Origin of the sequence: Mycoplasma mobile 163K (genome assembly GCF_000008365.1) — a bacterium.
In the GTDB taxonomy this organism is placed as follows: domain Bacteria; phylum Bacillota_I; class Bacilli_A; order Mycoplasmatales; family Metamycoplasmataceae; genus Mycoplasma_J; species Mycoplasma_J mobile.
Genome location: NC_006908.1, coordinates 127,773 through 148,457, shown reverse-complemented (window position 1 = coordinate 148,457; position 20,685 = coordinate 127,773). Strand labels below are relative to the sequence as shown.

The 20,685-nt window shown below is 27.0% G+C and carries 6 protein-coding genes; 3 read left to right on the top strand and 3 right to left on the bottom strand.

Annotated elements, in window-relative coordinates; all coding sequences use genetic code 4:
- Positions 1–28: 28 nt before the first annotated feature.
- Both gli349 and gli123 read right to left on the bottom strand, forming a co-directional pair.
- Positions 29–9,580 carry a gliding machinery surface structure protein Gli349 gene (gene gli349, locus MMOB_RS00560; RefSeq protein ID WP_011264623.1) on the bottom strand — a complete coding sequence of 3,184 codons (9,552 nt, stop codon included), beginning with the start codon at positions 9,578–9,580 and terminating at the stop codon, positions 29–31.
- An 89-nt stretch (positions 9,581–9,669) separates the two neighbouring features.
- Positions 9,670–13,056 carry a gliding machinery surface structure protein Gli123 gene (gene gli123 / locus MMOB_RS00555; protein WP_011264622.1) on the bottom strand — a complete coding sequence of 1,129 codons (3,387 nt, stop codon included), beginning with the start codon at positions 13,054–13,056 and terminating at the stop codon, positions 9,670–9,672.
- 272 nt (positions 13,057–13,328) lie between these two features.
- Here gli123 and gyrB point away from each other — a divergent pair, with 272 nt between their 5' ends.
- From gyrB to MMOB_RS00540, 3 genes are all read left to right on the top strand, one after another.
- Positions 13,329–15,254 (top strand): DNA topoisomerase (ATP-hydrolyzing) subunit B, encoded by a 1,926-nt coding sequence (gene gyrB / locus MMOB_RS00550; RefSeq protein ID WP_041362766.1) that lies wholly within the window; start codon positions 13,329–13,331, stop codon positions 15,252–15,254.
- A gap of 93 nt (positions 15,255–15,347) precedes the next feature.
- Positions 15,348–16,481: an alanine dehydrogenase gene (locus MMOB_RS00545; protein WP_011264620.1), complete on the top strand. Its 1,134-nt coding sequence runs from the start codon at positions 15,348–15,350 to the stop codon at positions 16,479–16,481.
- A gap of 114 nt (positions 16,482–16,595) precedes the next feature.
- On the top strand, positions 16,596–18,842 hold the full coding sequence (locus tag MMOB_RS00540; RefSeq protein WP_011264619.1) for a bifunctional metallophosphatase/5'-nucleotidase: 2,247 nt from the start codon (positions 16,596–16,598) through the stop codon (positions 18,840–18,842).
- Positions 18,843–18,932: 90 nt separating this feature from the next.
- Here MMOB_RS00540 and MMOB_RS00535 read toward each other — a convergent pair whose 3' ends face one another.
- Positions 18,933–20,381 carry a lipoprotein 17-related variable surface protein gene (locus MMOB_RS00535; RefSeq protein WP_041362762.1) on the bottom strand — a complete coding sequence of 483 codons (1,449 nt, stop codon included), beginning with the start codon at positions 20,379–20,381 and terminating at the stop codon, positions 18,933–18,935.
- Positions 20,382–20,685 lie beyond the last annotated feature (304 nt).

Below are 20,685 nucleotides of genomic sequence, written 5' to 3'. Positions count from 1 at the left end.
TTTCTTATTTTATCTTAATTTTCTTTTTTTAAGATAGATCGCCACTAACATTTTGATTAATTCACTTATCACGTAAAGCATTAGCTACATCATTTCTTCGCTGTAGAGTTAATTGAGAATCCTTTACAAAAGCAATTGAAGCAACATCAGTATTTGTTGGAGTTAATGAATTGATTGAAAATCTAAATTTACCATTAATCAAGGTTCTATCAGTAATAAAATCAGAAAAATCTCTTTGAATCATACTATTTGTTGTTATATCTCAAACTCATTGTCTTACTTGATATTGATGTTGTGCTGAAGTTCCTGATCCATTAGTTACTCCTGTTGTATGAAATTCCACAACTTGTCAATTAGGTTTAGTTCCTAAAAATAAATTATTAGCATTAATGCCTATTGGTGTTCCAGCATCAAAAGCCCATACTTCTTTTCTGTCTGATTTGTTATGTAAACTACTTAATCCTCCAAATAAAACTGATCCAAAATCTGTTCCATTTGTTGTATTTCTAATTACGACAAAAATTGAACCTTTTTCATTAACAGGATTTAATTCAAGATTGTTTCCACTTAAAACATAATTTTCAGGGGCTTGTGTACTTGATGTGATTAGCTGCCCTCTTCCAAATCTTAAAAAGTTTCTTTGATGTTCGATAGTTTTATTATTTGAACCATTCGAACCAAGAATGGCTTGTGAAGGTATAGAATTTTGAGAATAGTTCAAGTTATTGCTATTACCAAAAGCAAAAGAACTTCCAAAAGAACTTATTTTACTTGAATTTTTTTCATCAAAATTAATTTTTGAAAGATCATCTGCATCAAAAAATGCTTGTGCTCCAATATTTTCTATTGCTGCTCTAATTGTTGTTTGAAAACCATAAATGATTTCATCTTTTTCTGCTCTTCTTTCTTTCTGATTATTAGTTATTGTTGTAATTTTACGTGTAGGTTTAAAGAAAACTATACCTCTTGTAGTATTTGAACTTAAAATACCAAAATCAATTGTAATATTATTTCCATCTATTATATTTTGATCTGAAACTTCATATTTAAAATTATTTCTGTTAATAACTGCATTAGTTGCAGATTCATTATTTCCATGATTAAATTCTTTATATTTAACTTTAAATTTAGAAACAATATTAAATTTTCAGTTATGAATATCATCGATTAAAACTGTATTGTTTATCGCTCCAGCAAAAACATTTTCATTTAAAACATTTACTTTTGTATTTGCTAAATTTAATTGCATAAATGTTAATCCTGTTAATAATGAAGATTTAAAAGCATTTTGTCCTATCGAAACTAAAGTAGAAGGTAATCTTAATGTATTTAATTTTGCATCTCTAAAAGATTCTGTACCAATTGAAATTAAACCTTCTGATAAAATTAGTTCCACTAAATTAGTTGCACTTTTAAATTGTTCATTTCCAATTGCTGTTACTATACCTGAAAATTCTATTCTAGTAATTGTAGCTATATCGGTTGGAGAATCAAATTTAGTATTAAATTGCTCTTGTGAAAAATAGCCATTTACAATTTCAGAATTTTCATTATATTGCACTCTAATTGCTTCATTTGCTTGAAATTGTGGTTTTCTAAAACCTGAAATTTGGAAATTATATGTTTGAATATCTTCTAAAATAACATTAATTCCTTCATATATTGATGCAACATTCATACTAACTTCAATTGTAAAATTAACAATTGATGGATCACTAGCATTAATTATTATAGTGTTTAAAGAAATTTTTAAAAATTGCCCATCTATTTGTGTAGGGATATTTGATTCATTAAATTCATAATCACCTTTAGAAACTAATGCTAAAGATGTTCATTTATCAAAAGTACTTTTCAAAATTGGTTTTCGTCTATTAGCTTCATTTCTTACATAAGCACTTACTAAAGAATTAGTTGTTTCAAATCCATAAACAATAATTGAAAATTTTTGACTTTGACCTTTGAATTCTAAAGTTACTTCGATAGATAATTCTCCTGTAAGACCATTTTGTCTTGTTAGTGGATTTATTGTAAAAGAAACTGTCACATCGTTTATTTCTTGATTTTGTCTTTCATTAGCTAATTTTCTTATTTTATCTACATCTAAAAAAACGTCATTTTTATCTATGGTGTTTTGAGATATTAATAATTTATTTTTACTTAATCCATTTGGAGTAAAATAATGATTTTGTATAGCTTCTTTATTTAAATGTGCAGAAGAAATTGAAGAACGTAAAGCAACAACTGCAGCATCTCCTGCACTTAAAAATGCACCTACTTGTATAGAGTAAGAACTAGTAGCGGCATCTGGTCCTGTTCCGGAAGTTACTTGAACCAAGATTGTTACATTAATATCATTTTCTACTGAAACTTCAATAGAATCAATTCTTTGAACTAAATTCACTTGTGGGTTTGGATTGAAGCTTAGTAAACGATTACGTTGATCAGGAGTTGCTGAATTTCATTCAGTTACAAAATTAATAGCAGTTTTTTGATTTACTCCTGCTTGTAAAGTAGGGGCAAAACCATTTCTATCAATAGTGTTGATAAAAGTATCTAATGTTCTTAAATTTAATGCTTTTTGAGTGGTTAAAAATCCTGAAATTGTTTTAGTATAAGTTTTGGAGATATTTGGATTAATCATTGATCTAATAGTAATTTGTAATTCTACTGATTCTCCATCATTTAAAGATGTCATACTTTGTATTAAATAAGAAACTTCTGCGGGAACTAAATTTGGATTAGCCAAACGGTAATCACTTTCTATAATAGGTGCTGAATTTTTATTTTTAAAATCTGAATCTGTTGTATTTAATTCATATTCTAATTCTGGAGCATCATTAACAGCTTTTCGAGGTAAAGTTAAAAAGTCAGAAAAAATAATTGTTAAAATAGAATTATTATTTCCAGAAGCAACAATAATTTTTAAAGTTAGTGTTCCTTGTTGATCATTACGATTCACTATTTCTAAAGTTAGTGTTAAATTAATTAAATTAATTTCTAATCCATTTGTAAATTCAGAAGTTGAATTTGGACCTGCAATATAAGGAGCGGAAAAATCATGTTCTGATACAGTTGAAGGTAAAAATTGATTTCTATTGTTAGAATTTAATCCATTTAACATTTTTAAAAAAGTTGGTCTAGGATCAGAATTAATAAATCTATTAATTAAAAAGTTTGCATTTGATAAAAATCCACCCAGTTCAACTTTATATGTTTGTGCAAAATAATCTGGTTGACCAAAAACTCCAACTGATACTTCTATATCAAATTCAGCAAAAGTACCATCATTGATTCTTTGAGAAGGTGCTACACTTAAAATTTTTAAATTTAAAGTTACAGGATCGTTTGGAATAATTCCTGCAGGTGGAGCAACATTAACAAAAGAATCAATTGTAAATTCTTCTGATAACAATTGAAAAGCTGACTTAAGAGTAGCAATCAAAGGATCAATTGCAGTTGGTCTTATTAAATTTGATCCATTTATATAATTTGTAGTACTTACTTTATTTATTCCAAATTGCAATGTTTTAAAACCAACAACTTCTACCGTGTAAGATCTTGTAAAGACATTTGGGCCAATTCCTTTTGTAACACTAATAGTTACAATTGCAGTTGTTTGGTCTAATAAAGAGTCTCCTAAATTCAATGTTTTTGGAGAAACAGAAGTAATTACAAGATTTAAACCAGTAGATGCTAAAGGTGAATTAATCAAGGTAAAATTATTATTTCTTGCTTCAAAAGTTGATAAATTTGTTGCATCTGGATTTAACATTGCTCTTGCTCTGTTATTTACATTATCAATATAATTATTTACATCATTAATATTATTTTGTCTTTCAAGTGATGCAAATTGAGTGAATCTTACTCCATATTCAATTTTTTCATTTCCAATAGAAGCTGAAATTCTTACTTCTAAAGTAGTGTTTGCAAGATTATCACTTGGAATAGAAATTCCTCTTTCAATTCTTAAATTAATATTTGTTCCATTAAAAATAAATGGAGAATCAATTGTAAATAAATCTCTAACAATTGGAGCTGCTGAATCTGCTGAATTTAATAAGAAAATATTTGGATTTATAGGTTTTGGATCTTGCCTTAGTTGTTGCACATAATTATTTAAAATTCTGAAATTTATTGCTGCTGCTTCATTTGCAAATCCATCAATAGTTATTGAATATGTTCCTCTAACAATATTTGAGACTTGAGTTCCTGCAGAAGCATTAATAACAATAATAATTGCATTTGGATTATTGGGAGAAACATTTACCGATCCAATGCTTAGGTTTATTGTAATGTTATTTTGCATTGTTGCGATAGATCCTTGATTATTTGGAAAAATTAAATTACTTACAACAATAGAATTTGCTGACACTTGATTTTTTTCAATTGTTGGTACTAAATTAGGAATTAATCTATTTGGCGATTTAATATATTCATTTAAAGCAGCATTATTTAATTCTCTTGCTAAATTAGCAAAACCAGCAAAAGAAGTTGTATATTTAATTGTGTTTGAAAGAGCATTACCGTTTCCTACAAAAATAGTAACTTCAACTTCAACACTTGTAGCTTCTGCTGGAGAAATTCCTTCAGGTAAAATGATTCTTGTAATTGATAATCTTATATTAGAAGGATTGGGATTTGGTTGAGCAATATTAAAAGAATTAATTGTTAAATTGGATGCAGCTGTTGTAGCTCTAACAATATCGTCATTTAATTGAGGTACCCTTCTATTTGCTAAATTATTTCTATAATTTAAGGCAATGATTGCATTTTGGTTTTGTATTGCAGTTAAAAATCCTTCAATTCTTACTTCATAAGTTTCACTTGCAATATCATCTCCAATTCCATTTGAGGCTCTTACTGTCACAATTCCAGTTGTTTCTGATCCTTGTTCAAAAATAATACTATCTAAAGTTAAAACAATAGGACGGAATATTCCATCTAAAGGATTTGTTGTTAAATATCTATTAATGTTAGTTTGAACTGTAAGAATATCTACTTCATTAGCAAAAAAACCAGGTTGAAAAACAGGCTTAGATAAATTCCCTGAAGTCATGTATCTATTTAATAATTCAAAATTAGTAGCTTTTGCAGCTGTTGCAAATCCCTGAATTTCATATTCTTTAATAATAGTAGCTCTATTTGCTCCTTCACCTAAAGAGTATTCTACTGTTAATGTAAGACTTGTTGCAATCGCAGGATCTACTCCTACTTGTAAAGTTAAATTAGTAATTTCTTGTTTAATAACAGAAAAAGCGCCTGAAATAGCTTTAATAGCAAAGTTGTTTTTGCTCAAAGAATTTGCTGCTACAAATTCAGGAAGGATATTATTTTCAACAACATAAAATGGTTTTTGTAAATCAGAAGATGATAAATAATTTTCAATCAATCTTCTGTTGTTGGCTACAGTTGGATTTGAAAATCCTATTTTTGTAATAATAACATCACTAGAAAAAACATCTAAATCTTTTCCTGTAGAAATTGAAAGAGTAATTGAGGCAGTTGTTGAGCTTAAAGCTGAAGGCTCAATTTTTGAAATTTGAACTCTAATATTCGGGTCTGTGTTGTTAATTGTAAAATCATCTGCGACTAAATCTAATACTGCTTTATTTTTATCTCCTTCACTTAAAATACTTGTATTAAAATCTGGTGTACTTATAAAAGCATTTACTAAAGTTCTATTATTTACAAAACTCTGAGTGGCCAGTCCATTAAATACTGTGTTGTAAGTTCTAGAAACATTTGTTCCAATGACAGTAATTATTATTGTAAGGGTTACAGTGTTTCCATCTACTTGCCCTTCACCACCTTGAACTAAATTGGTAATTTCATATTCAACTCTTGGATCAGGTGCTTGAGAAAAATTAATTGAAAAATTATCTTTACTTGCTTGTGAAGCTGTAGGTCTATTTGAATTTAAATTAAATTCTGGTTTTAAAATAACTCCAAATTCAGTTGCTGCATTTAATATCGCTAGATTTTCTGCTAGAAATTCTGAAACAACAATTTTTTGATTTATTGTTGAAGATAATAATATCTGCCCATTAAACTCACCTTTAATTACAAAGCCTAATTCTCCTCTGGAAGCATTAGTACTTGTTGAATCAAAGTCCTGAATTGAAAAAATAATATTTTCAAAACCTATAGGGGAATTAATAGTGAAATTATCTTTTCCACTTTGAATTGCAGCATCGACTCCTGTATCACCTTTAATTCCATTAAAAATAATTAAATCATTAGCATTTAAAGCTAAATCTCTAAAACCTAAAGCAATTCTTCCGCTATCTTGGTTTAAAAATCCTGGAATTTTTTGAGTATAAGTTGCAATACCAAAATTCAAACTGTTGTTAAAGGAATTTACTCTAATAATAACTTGAATTGTTAAAACAGCAATTGTAGAATCATTAGGATCGGCTTCTATTTGTGTTATTGATAAATCTGAAATTGGAACAATTGAAGTTGAATTTGCTGGGTATCTTAAATTAAAATCGCTTGGTAAAAGTTGAGAAACAGATAAAGTTTTTTTAGCTTCGTCTCTCAAACTAGCTACTGCTCTAGAAGCAATATTTGCAACTTCATTATTTGCAATAGTTTGATTAGCCATACCTATTGGTGTTGCAAAACCTTCAATTGTAACTATATATGTTTGAGTCACTACAGAATCTCCTGTACCTAATGAAGCACTTATTGTTGCAACGACACTTGTTGCAACTGGTGGATTTGTAATTGGATTAACAACACCTTGTGCTACTCCTATTAATCTTAAATTAATATTAGGATTTGACGGATCACTTAAAGTAGTTGTTTCAAATGAACTTAAAGAAACTGTATTTGGTAGAGTCAAATTTTTAACAATTGTTGGTAATAAAATTGGTGAAATTAAAGTATTTGATAAATTACCATTTTCAATATATTGTTTTAGTATTTCGCGATTAATAATAAATTCTTGAGGTGCAAAACCCGGAATGTTTTGAATATAAACTTGTTGAACATTTTGTCCATTTACTAAAACATTGGATTTAACTAAAATCAAAATTTGAGCTATAGTTGGATCTTGGGGGTTTATTCTAATTGCACTCACCTCAGCAGAAAGAGAAGGAAAAAGTTCGTTTTCACCAAAATTAAAAGGTTCGAAATCAACATCATTTTGAGTTAAAGAAGCAATTAAAGTTTCGTTTGGATTTACTGTATTTTTAAATTTAATTACAACTTGTCCATCACTTCCATTTATTGTGTTGATGTAATTAGTAATTACACTTAAAGCATTATCTGCAGATTCAGTTCTGAATCCAAAAATTGTAATTACATTATCTCTAGTTGTTGTGATTCCATTTTTGATAATTTTTTGCTCAACAGTAACATCAATAGATCCTAAAACATTATTTGGATTTAAAATTGATTTAATTCTTAAAGTTAGATCAGGAAAAGCTACTTGATCAAAAACAGGAACTTGAAATTGGTTCAAATTGTTTAAATTAATATTTGAAGGTAAAAGGTTCGAAGCTAAAACTGAAGGATTGTTATAAATAGGTCTTAACCCTAATGATTGAAATTTAGCAATATTTTCTAAATTTCTCAATTCTTGACTTGAAAAACCTGTCATTGTAACAGTATAATTACCCTGGTAAATAGCTACATCTCCTAATAATTTAAGAGTAAAATTGATCGAAATATCTAAAGTCCCATTGATATCATTTGGATTTAAAACCCCTTGTGTTCCTGTATTTCTATTTATTTCAAAAGTTACTACTGCTCCTTCTGGTAAAGTAATACGATTATTCCCTGACATTAATTGAGCTTGATTTGGAGCAACTAAATCATTTGCGATTGATTCTAAAGATATAGTAGGAATTGTTATAGAAGGAGTAAGTGTTTTTAAAATTGGACTTAATTTTCTATTTGAAATTAATTGAATTAAATTTTGAACAAAATCATTACTTTTTAAAGTGTTAAATTTCGATGTATATCCAATTTGTGGCATTCCTGGTAATGAAACATTTACTCTTAAATCAAGAGTTCCATTTGCATTATCAGAGTTTAAAATTGAATAAGTAATTGCTGGAAAAAAATTTGGCAAATTTCTTAAAGATAATGGAATTATGTTTGAAAAATCAGGATTGTTAAAGTTTGAAGGGTGAACATTTGAAGCCAAAGTATTTTCTAAAACAATTTTAGAAATAGGAGCGGGTTCTTGCTCTTTAATTAAAGTTAAAATTGCATTTTGTCTATTTTGAATTGAACTAAAACCTGCATTAACAATAGTTTCATATGTTTGTGAGTTACTTGTATTATTTTGAACAACACGAATTGTTAAAAGTACTGAATTAAAACTAATAATTCTTGTGCTTTGAACTGTATAGGTTAAATTAGAATTAGGATTTGTAGCAGGTACAAAGTCTAAAGTATTTAATTCTTGTGATAAAAATTGATTTAATTTTTCTCCCTTAATTACAAAATCTAATTGATCAAAAGCAAAAATAGTAAAAGGTCTAAAAGTTACTGAAGTTTTGTATCTTTTTGTGGTTTCGACATTTCTTCCTGAAGCATCAGAAATTAAAACATCAAAATTAATCAAATTAGTTTCTTTATTTATTATCAATGAATCAGTTTGAATTTCATATTTAAGACCTGGATTTGGATTTTGAGTTAATTTTGCTAAATTTTGAATATTATTTGAATTTACATTATCAATAGTTAAAATTTCTGCTTGAGGAGTAAAATTAAAACTTAATTCGGAAGCATTTTGAATATTGTTTTGAATTTGAATTATTTCTTGATTAGTTGTAGTTGAAAATCCATTTAAAGTAATTGATTCGAGTACTATTCTTTCAATACTAAATCTTGGAATTATTGTAATTTTTGCTTCAATATTCCCTAAGTTATCATTTGAACTTAAAATTTCAAAAGCATAACTGATGTCATTTGCATCTACTAAGTTATTAAAAGGAATATTATCTCTAATAAAATCAGAAAGTTGCGAAGCAATAACTTTTGATGCTAAAGTTCTTTGGGCAATTAAATTTGTTGTTGTAATATTTGAAGTTCTAATTTTTGTAGAAATAATATCTGCTGCTTTTTGAATATATGATTCTTCTGAAAGAAAATCAGAAATCAAAATTTCATATTTTGTAAAAAGAGTGCTGTCATTTTTAGAAACTACAATAATAGTTAAATTTAGATTATTAGGATTTGCATTAGAAATAATAGCTTTTTCAACCTTAAAAGAAAAATTATCAAGAACAGTTTCTGAAATTCCTGAAATTTTTGCCATTTCTACAATATCAAAAGAAACAAAATTTGAATTATTTCAAATAGGTAAAGCATTTGGACTTAGATTAGTATCTAATCTTTTTGCATTAAAAGCTTCTAGAAATTTAATAGGATTGCTAGAATTTTCAACACCTCCAAAAGGCATTTGTTTTAAAATTGGAAATATTTTTGCATTACTTATTGCTCTTAACTGATCGACTTCCCTTTCACTATTTATTGCAAAAGATGTTCCTACTCCGATTCCAACTGCTGAAGCAACTACAACTGTTGCTGTTATTCCAGAAATTAATTTTGTTTTTTTGTTTGTCATTTTACTACCTCTTAATTAAGCTTACTTATATTATATTATGTTTTACTAATATATCAACATATTTGTGTATGTACTTTTGATTGCAAAAGTTAATTAGTTTTAAATCCTTGAATTGTGATATTTTTAAATTCTACAGTATTGCCTTTTTCTAATCTTATTTGAACACTAACAGTTCCAGATGTTGGTGTCGTATTAATATTTACAATAAAATATCTTATTAGATTTTTAGGATTTATAGTTCCAGAATTAGAAAGTTGATTATTCGATTCAAAATCAAATGAAAAACTTTGGGCATTTAATTGATTTACAGTTGTGTTTTCCATTGTTTGAATTGCTCCTGTTGAAGTTCTTCCATTAAAAACTAATTGAGGATTTGTTATTATGGTATTTTCTAGTGAATTTATAGCCTCTAAAACACTTTTTGAATCAGTTTGAAATTCTGTAAGTTCTAGTGAAACATTAGAAATAAAGTTTTCATTTGCTCTTGTTCCTCTTAAATTGACAATTAAAGTTCCTTTTTCTGAATTTATCGAAACTATTTGAGCATCAAAACTTACATCTTGAGAATTTGGAAATTCTCCAAAACTTAAGCTTGATAAATTAACTGATAAATCTTCATTTTTCACAAGCGAAGGATTTGTGGATATTTTTGGACCATTAAATAAGATAAAATCATTTGGATTTCTACTGATGATAATGTTTGCCAAAGTTTGCATTTCAGTGTTTATTACAGTTCTATTTGAACTAAAAGTATTAGGAAGCAAATTAATAGTATAAACAGAAGAAATTACAGACATGTTTAAACTTGGGACATTTTGACTTGTTACAAATAATTCTATTTCTACTTCAGCTGAACCATTAATATCATTTGGCGTGAATTTATTTATTTTAAATTGAATATTTGTAAAAACATTTTCTATAAAGTTAATCAAATTTGTGTTTAAATTAAATACTAAATTTGTAGTCCCAGGAAAAACAGGATTTACTGGAAATATATTATTTTCAGATATTTGTGATGCTAATAATAAAGTATTGTTTTGACTATTTAATAGCAAATCAGGTTTTACAATTGTTGCCAAATGATTCATGTAATTTTGTAAAGTAGGTAAATTTCTTACTGTTATAGGACGAACTAAAACAGATCTAGAAGTAGAATTAGGATTAGTTGAGTCATTCGAAACAGATAATTCTACTTGTAAATCTAATGAACCTGTAATTATATTAATATTTGTAATACTATTTAACCCTGTTAAATATCTTGCTCTAACATTATTTGATAAAGTTATAGGATTAAAATCATTAGATGTAATAAGACCAGGTAGCTTAACTAAATTTAAAGCATTATTATTAAGAGTAATTGTTGGCAAATTATTAAATGCATTTTCTAATAACTCAATATTAATTGCATTTGTTGATAAAAATCCTCCAAGAGAAAAACTATATTTAACCACTCCTCTTAATTCAGTTGGGGTATTTGGATTTCTTAAATTAGATGCACTTAATATAATATTTCCACTGATTATTCCTTCCTGAGAATTTCTACTTATAATTTCAAATTCAAGGCTAACACTTGGGTCAATTAATGCAAACTGGTCTAGAAGAGTTTTATTTAAATTTAAATTTGCAGGTATAACTTGATCAACATTTGTGTTATTTTGAGAACTTATACTTGTAAAAGTCGGAATAAATAAATTAGCGTTTGCTGGATTATTTCTAATTTCATTAAACGCAGTTAAGGTTTTTCTATGTGTTGTATTAAAACCTGAAACTTTTACAACATATGTTTTACTTAAAAAAGATCTTGGAATAGAAATTTCCACTTCTAAATCCATTTGGCCAAAAAAATCATTAGTTTGATTTATTTTTAGAATTTTATATGTTGTACCTATTGGAGCATTTGAAGGAATTTGAAAATTAAAATGGTTTGAAAAATTTGTAGTGTTTAAATTATTTGATAATTCTGAAGGTAGACTATTTAAACTAATTAAGTTTGTTGAGTTTTGAAAAGTAGGGATTATAGATTGAATAATCAAATCATCAAGAGCAATTGTATCTTGGGCGACTATAATAGAATCTATCGGACTAGCAAAAATAATTGTTCCTAAAATAATTGTTTTATTAGTTGTTGTTGAAATTAAAGGAATTGCACTAATAGTTAAATTAGCAGAGTTTGTTCCTAAAATAGGATCTACTTTACTTATTACTAAGTTATATCTCACAGATTCATTAGCACCTAAAATAGTTGAGTTTTGTACAAAACTATTTTTTGATGAATCGATTCTAAAACTATTTACATTTCAATTTGTAGATAAAACATCTTTTGAATTTTGAAGCAAAATATCATTAGAAGTTATTATGTTTGAAATATTCAAAGTACTCATTGCTTCATTAGTTGAATCAACAATTTTGTCGTTACTTAAAAATCCTTGTTCTAATTGAGAAAAATTAAAAATAAAATTACTAGGTCCTGGAGTTTCATTAATTACTAGTGAAGAAAGATCTAAATTAACTATTATTTCTAAAAATAATTCTCCATTTATGTCATTTGCAGATTTTACAGATCCAATTTTTTGATTCACTTTAATGTCATGATTTTTTCCATTTAAATTGACAGATAAAATATATGAATTCTCAATATTGTAATCAGTGGATAAAATTTCAAGTGCTCTATTGCTTGCTTTATTTTTGGAAACCAAAATAGCCTTGCTCGCTTGATTATCTAAACCATTAATTGTTCCTGTTATGTTGTTATTTACAATTTCTGAGCTAATAAAGTTTTCAATTCCTGTTTCTATTTTTGTTTTATAAGAACCTTGAGATGAAGTATTGTTAATTCCACTAACAATAAAATTAACAATAATGTCTCTTCCATAATTAGGACTTAAATTATCATTAAATTCTCCTAATTCATAAGAAAAAGTAACAGTTAAAGAATTAAATAAATTCGAAGCACTTAAAAGATTTAAATTTGGATTTACCAAATCTTCTAAAGTAATTTTTGAAGGTTTTTTATTTAAAGCAGCAGAATTTAATGATGGAGCAATCATTCTAGAATTAAGATCATTTTTTAATTGTTCAGCACTAAATAAAAAGCCACCTACTTCTGAAACAAAAACAACAGGAATAAAGTTTGGATCATTTACCACAAATCCTTGAAATGTAACAATTGCAGAATTTTTTAATGAAGAAGATTCTATTTTTGTTATTTCATATTTTATTCTTGGATTTTTTGATTTATTCAAAGTAAAATTATTAATTACTAAATTAGATGTTGTAACAGCACTAGCGTTTCCTACATATGAGGCATTTATATTGCTTATTAACCTATCGTTTTTTACTTCTTCAACTGAAATTGTGCTTGATTCTTCTGAATTTGCTCTAAAAGTTGTTGCTACAATTACTGGTACTCCTATTGCAATAGCTCCTACTGCAATAATTGGTCCAATAATAAGACTCTTTTTTAAACTAAAACCCATATTTCTCCTTTATTTTATTTTTATAACAAATGCAAAATTTTTCAAATGCATAATTATAAAATAATATATATACAAATAATATCATAAAAACAATTTAAAAATGTGATTTTTTAGAGCTAGAAAAGTAATAAAGATTTTATTTTTTGTTCTTAGTTTTATCTAAAAATAAAGAATTTTAACAATCTTAAAACACACATTTTTAGTTCTGAAATAACATAATATGTTAAAATAATTGAAGTTATTTTTAAAATTAAATGATTCTAGGAGATGATATGAGCAATAATAATTATTCAGGAAAAAATATTCAGGTTTTAGAAGGTTTAGAAGCTGTAAGAAAAAGACCTGGAATGTACATTGGTACCACAGGAAAAAAAGGTTTACATCACTTAATTTGAGAAATTGTGGATAATTCAATTGATGAAGCAATGGCAGGACACGCAAATCAAGTTAAAATTACTTTAAATAAAAATGGTTATGCAATTATCGAAGATAACGGAAGAGGAATTCCAACTGATATTCATGAAAAAACAGGAAAATCTGCAGTTGAAACTGTTTTAACTGTTTTGCATGCTGGTGGTAAATTTGATAAAGATACTTACAAGGTTAGTGGAGGATTGCATGGGGTTGGAGCTTCAGTAGTTAATGCTTTAAGTAATCATTTGGAAGTTTGAGTTAAAAGAGAAGGCAAATTACATTATCAAGAATTTCGCTTTGGAAAACCGGTTAAAGCTCTAAATATTATTAGTGATGTTGAAGAATCTGATACAGGAACAAAAATTAGTTTTTTTCCTGATTATTCAATTATGGATAAAAATGAATTTGAATATGATGTTATTGTGGATAGAGCAAAACAAATTGCTTATTTAAATCGTGGATTAAAATTAATTTTAAGAGATGAAAGACAAGAAGAACCAGAAGATATTGAATTTTACTATGAAGGTGGAATTATTGAATATGTTGAAGCTTTAAATATTTCTAAAAAAGCTCTTCATGAAAATGTAATTTATGCTGAAGGTAAAGAAGTTGGTGATGAAGGTGATATTACTGTCGAAGTTGCTTTACAATATACAGATAGTTATCAGCCAAATATTGTCTCTTATGCAAACAATATTTCAACAATTGAAGGTGGAACTCATGAACAAGGTTTTGTTGATGCTTTAATTAGAATTTTTAATAATTATGCTGGTGAAAATAAATTAATGAAAAACGATAAAGAAAAATTAACTCGTGATGATATTAGAGAAGGATTAACAGCAATAATTTCAATTAAACATGTGGACCCTGTTTTTGAAGGGCAAACAAAAGCAAAATTAGGAAATAAAGATGCTAGAACAGCAACTAATAAAGTATTATCATCTGTTTTATATAAATTTTTACTTGAAAATCCTGATCAAGCTAAAGTAATTATTGAAAAGGTTTTATTTTCACAAAAAATTAGATTTTCAGCTTCTGCTGCTAGAGAAGCAACAATTAAGAAAAATTCATTTGGAATTAGTTCTTTACCAGGAAAACTAGCTGATTGTTCAACTAAAAATGCTGAAATTAGCGAATTATATATTGTTGAGGGAAATTCAGCTGGAGGTAGTGCCAAAATGGGACGTGACCGTGAAACTCAAGCAATTTTACCTCTTAGAGGAAAAGTCATTAATGCAGAAAAAGCAAATATTGTTAAGGTTTTTGAAAACACAGAAATTTTGTCTTTAATCACAGCTCTTGGAACAGGTGTTGGACCAGAATTTAACATTAACAAATTAAGATATCATAAAGTAGTAATTATGACTGATGCTGATGTTGATGGTGCTCATATTAGAACTTTATTATTAACATTTTTATATCATCATTTTAGACCTTTAATTGAGTATGGTTTTATTTATATTGCTCAACCTCCTTTATATAAAATAAGTTATGGAAAATCATTCCAATATGCTTTTTCGGATGCTGAAAAAGAAGAAGTTTTGAAGCAACTTTTACCAAATCAAAAAGCTACTATTCAACGTTATAAAGGACTTGGAGAAATGGACCCTGAACAACTTTGAGAAACTACAATGAATCCAGAAAGTAGAAAAATGCTTCAAGTTCAAATAGAAGATGCAGCTATTGCAGATTTAGTATTTTCAACTCTAATGGGTGGAGATGTTGCCCCAAGAAGAGAATTTATTGAAAAAAATGCAAAATATGTCAAACAAATTGACTTTTAGTCTTCAATTTGAATAAATAAAAACAACTTATGATTAACTTCATAAGTTTTATTTTATAATATTAGTATAAAAATATAAAACAAGAAGGTTAAAATGAAAATAGGATTCCCAAAAGAAATCAAAAATAATGAATTTAGAATAGGGGTAACACCGAATATAGTTAGTGATTTAGTAAAAAATAAACATGAAGTGTTGATTGAAAAAAATGCAGGACTTGAAGCGGGTTTTTCGGATGAAGATTTTATTAAAAGTGGCGCAAAAATATCAACTCAAGAAGAAGTTTGAAAAAGTCCATTCATAATTAAAATTAAAGAACCATTAGAGAGTGAATTCAAATTTTTCAAAAAAGATCAAGTAATTTTTACATATTTCCATTTGGCAACTGACCCAAAATTAGCTAAGGCTTTAATGGATTCGCAAGCAATTGGCTTAGCATATGAATTAGTTAGAAAAGACAATAAAAATATTTTGCTAGCTCCAATGTCAGTAGTAGCAGGAAAATTAGCAATTCTTAATGGGGCATTTTATCTACAAAAACAAAATAAAGGTTTTGGAATTCTTCCAGGTGGAATAGAAGGAACTAGACATGGTAAAACCTTGGTTGTAGGTGGAGGTATTGTAGGACAAAGTGCAGCTTGAAATTCTCTTATAATTGGTCAAAATACAGTTGTTTTAGATAAAAACGAAGCTTTAATCAAACAATTAAATGAATCAAAAGAATTCAAAAATGCTTCAACTTTAAGTAAAGGAAAGTTTGAAGCTTATGTTTCAGATGAGAAAACTTTGACAGAACACATTAAAGATGCTGATCTTGTTGTATCTACAATTCATATTCCAGGAGCAAAAGTAGCAAAACTTATTACAAAAACTCATGTTGAAAGTATGAAAAAAGGTTCAGTAATTGTTGATGTTGCAATAGATCAAGGTGGTTCAGTAGAAACTATTATTGCTCCTACTTCTCATAGCAATCCTATTAGTGAATATAAAGGGATTTTACAATATGCGGTTCCAAATATGCCTGGAGCAACACCAAGGACCGCTTCACTCGCTTTAACAAATGCAACTGAATTTTACATTCACGAAATTGCAAATAAGGGTTTTTTAAATTCAATTAAAAGTGCTAAAGAGCTTTTTGGAGGAGTTTTAGCTTATAAAGGTAAAATGACAAACGAAAATATTGCTAAAGCATTAAAATTAGAATTTGTTCCTTTAGAAAAATTGCTTTAATAATAAAAAAAGATAGATTCCTATCTTTTTATTTATATTTTTTTAAATATTCAAAAAATAGAGTTCATTAATTTACATATAATTGCATTAATATAAAATTAAATTGGGGTATAAATGAAAAAATCAATCAAAAAATTTTTAATCGGAAGCGGGATTAGTTTTTCAATAATTACTCCATCTTTAACAATAATAGCTTGTAGCTCAGTCACTCAAATAAATAAAAATGAATCCACTTTTTTAGAATATGTTAATAACAATATTACAAAAACAGATATTGAAGATGCTGTAAATAATAGATTAGCAAAATTAAAAGATGAAGTATCAAAATGGAATGAAAATAATTTAGAATATTTAAAAATTAATATTGTAAATTCATCTGCTTTTGTAACATCATTTGAAAATGGGACTTTTTCTTATGTGATAAATTTTGATACACAATTACAAGGAATAAACTATACAAGAGAAGAAAAAGCAACTAATCAAAAATTTATTATAAGTGAAGATGTTCAGGGTTCAAAAGATGTTGGATTTGAACTTGAGCTTAAACAAACTAATTCAAGAATAAGCACAAATAGTATCAGATCACAATTTAGAAAAAATATGATTAATGCAAGGAATTTTCTAATAAATACATTTTTAGATAAAACAAATTTAGATGATTTTGATAAAGATCATATGATTGTTAAAAATATTTCAATAAACCATACAAATGATATTCATGGAAGATTTACAGAAGATCAAGGTCAATTTAATAGACATATTGGTTTAAACAATTTTGCTGCTTATTTTAACACAAAAAATCCTGATTTACTTTTAGATGCAGGTGATTATTTTCAAGGTACAGGAGTTTCAGATAGAGATAAAGGTCGTACAGCTTCAATAGTAGCAAATATTATTGGTTTTGATGGTATTTCAGCAGGTAATCATGAATTTGATTGAGGAAAAGAAACTTTTTTAGAATATTCTCAAATGGCTCCTTTTTATTCTTCAAATGTTAAATATATCGATACATTAGGAACAGAAATTGCTAATCAATCTTTTATTCCTGGAACGAAAATCAAAACAATTAAAGGCGATTTACAAGTTGGATTAATTCCTCTAACTACTGAAGATACCGAATTCAAAACAAACCCTGCAGGAATTGCTAATTTAAAATGAGAAAATGTAATTGAAACTACAAGATCACAAATTGCATCTTTAAAAGCGATGGGAATTAATTTAATCGTTGTTTATGGTCATTTAGGAGATGATGCAACTAGTGTAAGAACTTCGATTCAATTAGCCGAAGCAATAGATGAAATTGATCTAATTATTGATGGACACTCACACCAAAGATATGAAATTGGTAAAAAAGTAAATAATGCTTTTTTAGTTCAAACTGGTGATCATACTAGACATATTGGGGAAGTTAATTTTGATTTTGATAAAAGCACTGGAAAAATTGTAAATTATGCAAATAAGTACATTAATTTAGATGAGTTTTTATTAGAAAAAGATTCATTAAAAAGAGTAAAAGAAGCGGATGAGCAAATTGCTACAGCTGCAGCAGCTTTTGAAAAAACATCTTCTACAGAAGCTTTTAAATTTGGCTTTGATTTAGCAACAGGGGTTCTAAATAATGGAACTGTTGAAAGAACAGTTAGAACTTTGGAAACAAATATTGGAAACTTTGTATCAGATTCATTAAAATATTGAGTTGAAAATAATACTAATTTAAGACAAGTAGAAGGCGAACCTGATCCTAAAATTATTTCCATTTTCAATGGTGGTGGAATTAGATCTTCAATTGATGTTGACGCATCTAAAAATTTCATAGTAACTAATGGTCAAATTTTAGCTGTTAGTCCATTTAACAATTTTTTAAAAGTTGTTAAAATTACAGGTAAAGATTTAAAAGAATTATTTAGAATCTCAGCTACTAAGTGACAAGATGGAGGTTTTTTACAAGTATCTAATAATTTAGAAGTAAATTACAGCTTAAACGCAATTGCAAATAATAATTCAAACAATGCAATTTTAGCTACGAATTCAGTTACTTCTATCAAATATGAAGGTGTAGAGATTTTGGATAGTGATGAATTTAATTTAGCAATAAATGATTTCTTACAAGCAGGTGGTGATGGTTTTAATATTTTAAAAACACAAACAGAAATAGTTTCAGGAAGATTACTAACTCAAGTTATAACAGAATATGGTAAGGCTTTGGAAACTTTAAGTCTTGATCCTAATTCAAAATATCGAGATGTTAATTATGAAAAAATTTTTATTAGACCAAATGAAGCAACAAGAATTAAAATTAATCCTAGTAATGATCTTGCAAAGGAAATAATTAATAGATTTAATTCAATTGTAAGTTTATAAAATAATTTTATTTATACTAAAACTAGCAAAAAATAAAATGAGAATAGATTTCTCATTTTATTTTGTTTTTTATTATCAGAATCAATAAGATTAATCTATATCTTTAAATTCTAATTCTCTAATTGGATTTCCACCAGAAGAATGAATATTTGTGTTAAATCATCTCAAGTCTTGATATGTTCCAATAACAACTATTTCCAAAGAATCATCATCTCTTTCATAGATTCTTAAAGTAAAGCTTACTCCATTGATAGGTTCTGGTGTTTTAACAAATTGATTTAAATTTTGATTTGTAACAGTTGAAGCAATAACCAAATTCAAATCACTAAGTAGTGTTAAAAATCTAGGAATTTTTCTTAGTGCTTCTTTAATTGTAATAATTGTTTCATCAATTTGAAATCCTGATACTTTAATAATTTTTGGATTAAATCTTCCTTTTCAAAAAGAAGTAACATGTTTATCTCCTTGGTAAGTACCTGTTATGTAAATATGTAGCTCACCAAATTCTTCATCTCTTCTAATTAAATTCAAAGTAAATTCTACTCCATCAATAGGTTCTGGTGTTATAACAAATTGATTTAAATTTTCATTTGTAATTTCTGTAACTAAAGTACTAGTAAAATCACCTGTTTTATTTAAAGTAGTTATTTTATTTAAAGCACTTAAAATTTTTGAACTATTATCACTAATTTTAAATCCTTTAATGGGTTGTACTGTAGAATCTCTTAAAAAAATGTCTTGAAAATTTACTGAAGAATCAGGAACTATTATAGGTCTTAAAGTATAACCTTGATATGTTCCTGAAATAGCAACAAGCAATTCTCCTTCAGCATCATTTGCAGAAAAATTATCTCTAATATCTTCCGGTAAAAATTCTAATCATTCTCAATTACTGTTAATTAAACTTAAAGAAAAAGTAACCCCATTAGAAGTAGGTGGTGTTTTAACAAATTGATTTAAATTTTGATTTGTAATTTGTGAAGGTAAAGTATTTTTAAAATTTCCAATTAATTCTAATGGTGGTAATTTTTTAATAGCATCTTTAATAGTATCAGCTTTTTGCTCTTCTTTAAAATCGTCAATTAAAAAATGAAAATCAAAGTGATTTGAATGTGTTACACCTAGAGCAGTTCCGCTAATAAATACAGTTATTTCTCCATCTTCATCATTTCTTCCATATGTCTCATCTAAAAATAACTTAAAAGCTACTCCATTTGATTGCTCTGGTGTTTTAACAAATTGATTTAAATTTTGATTTGTAATTTGTGAAGGTAAAGTATTTTTAAAATTTCCAGTTAATTCTAATTCTCCAATTGAACTAATTTCTTTTTCAATATATAATCTTACATCACTAGTTTGACTTGGAGTTAAATTAGTTGAATCTGATATTCCTGCTAGTCCTCTTAGTCCTGCAATTGATGCAATTTCTGTTGATACATTTGGATTTGTAACTGTTCCACAAGCTACAACTGTAATTGTAGGAATTGCAATAGTAGCAATTGTTCCTAATCCTACAATTAATTTATTTTTAATTTTCATATTTCTCACTTTCATAATATTTTTTAACATAATATTTAACTATGCCATAATAAAGTAAATTTAACAAAAAATTAGGCTTAATTATTTTTTAGAATTTATTTTCTTTTAAAGAGAGGAGCTTGGTAAATTTATTAAAAAACAAGTTATTTTGCTTTTTAATAAATATTGAAAGTTTTAAAATAATGATACTACAAATATGAAATATCATTTATAGAAAATTGCCTTCATGAAATTAAATTTAATCTCTTGAAATATTCTATAACTAGTACTTTTTTTTAATTACTAATTTCATATTTTATTTTCT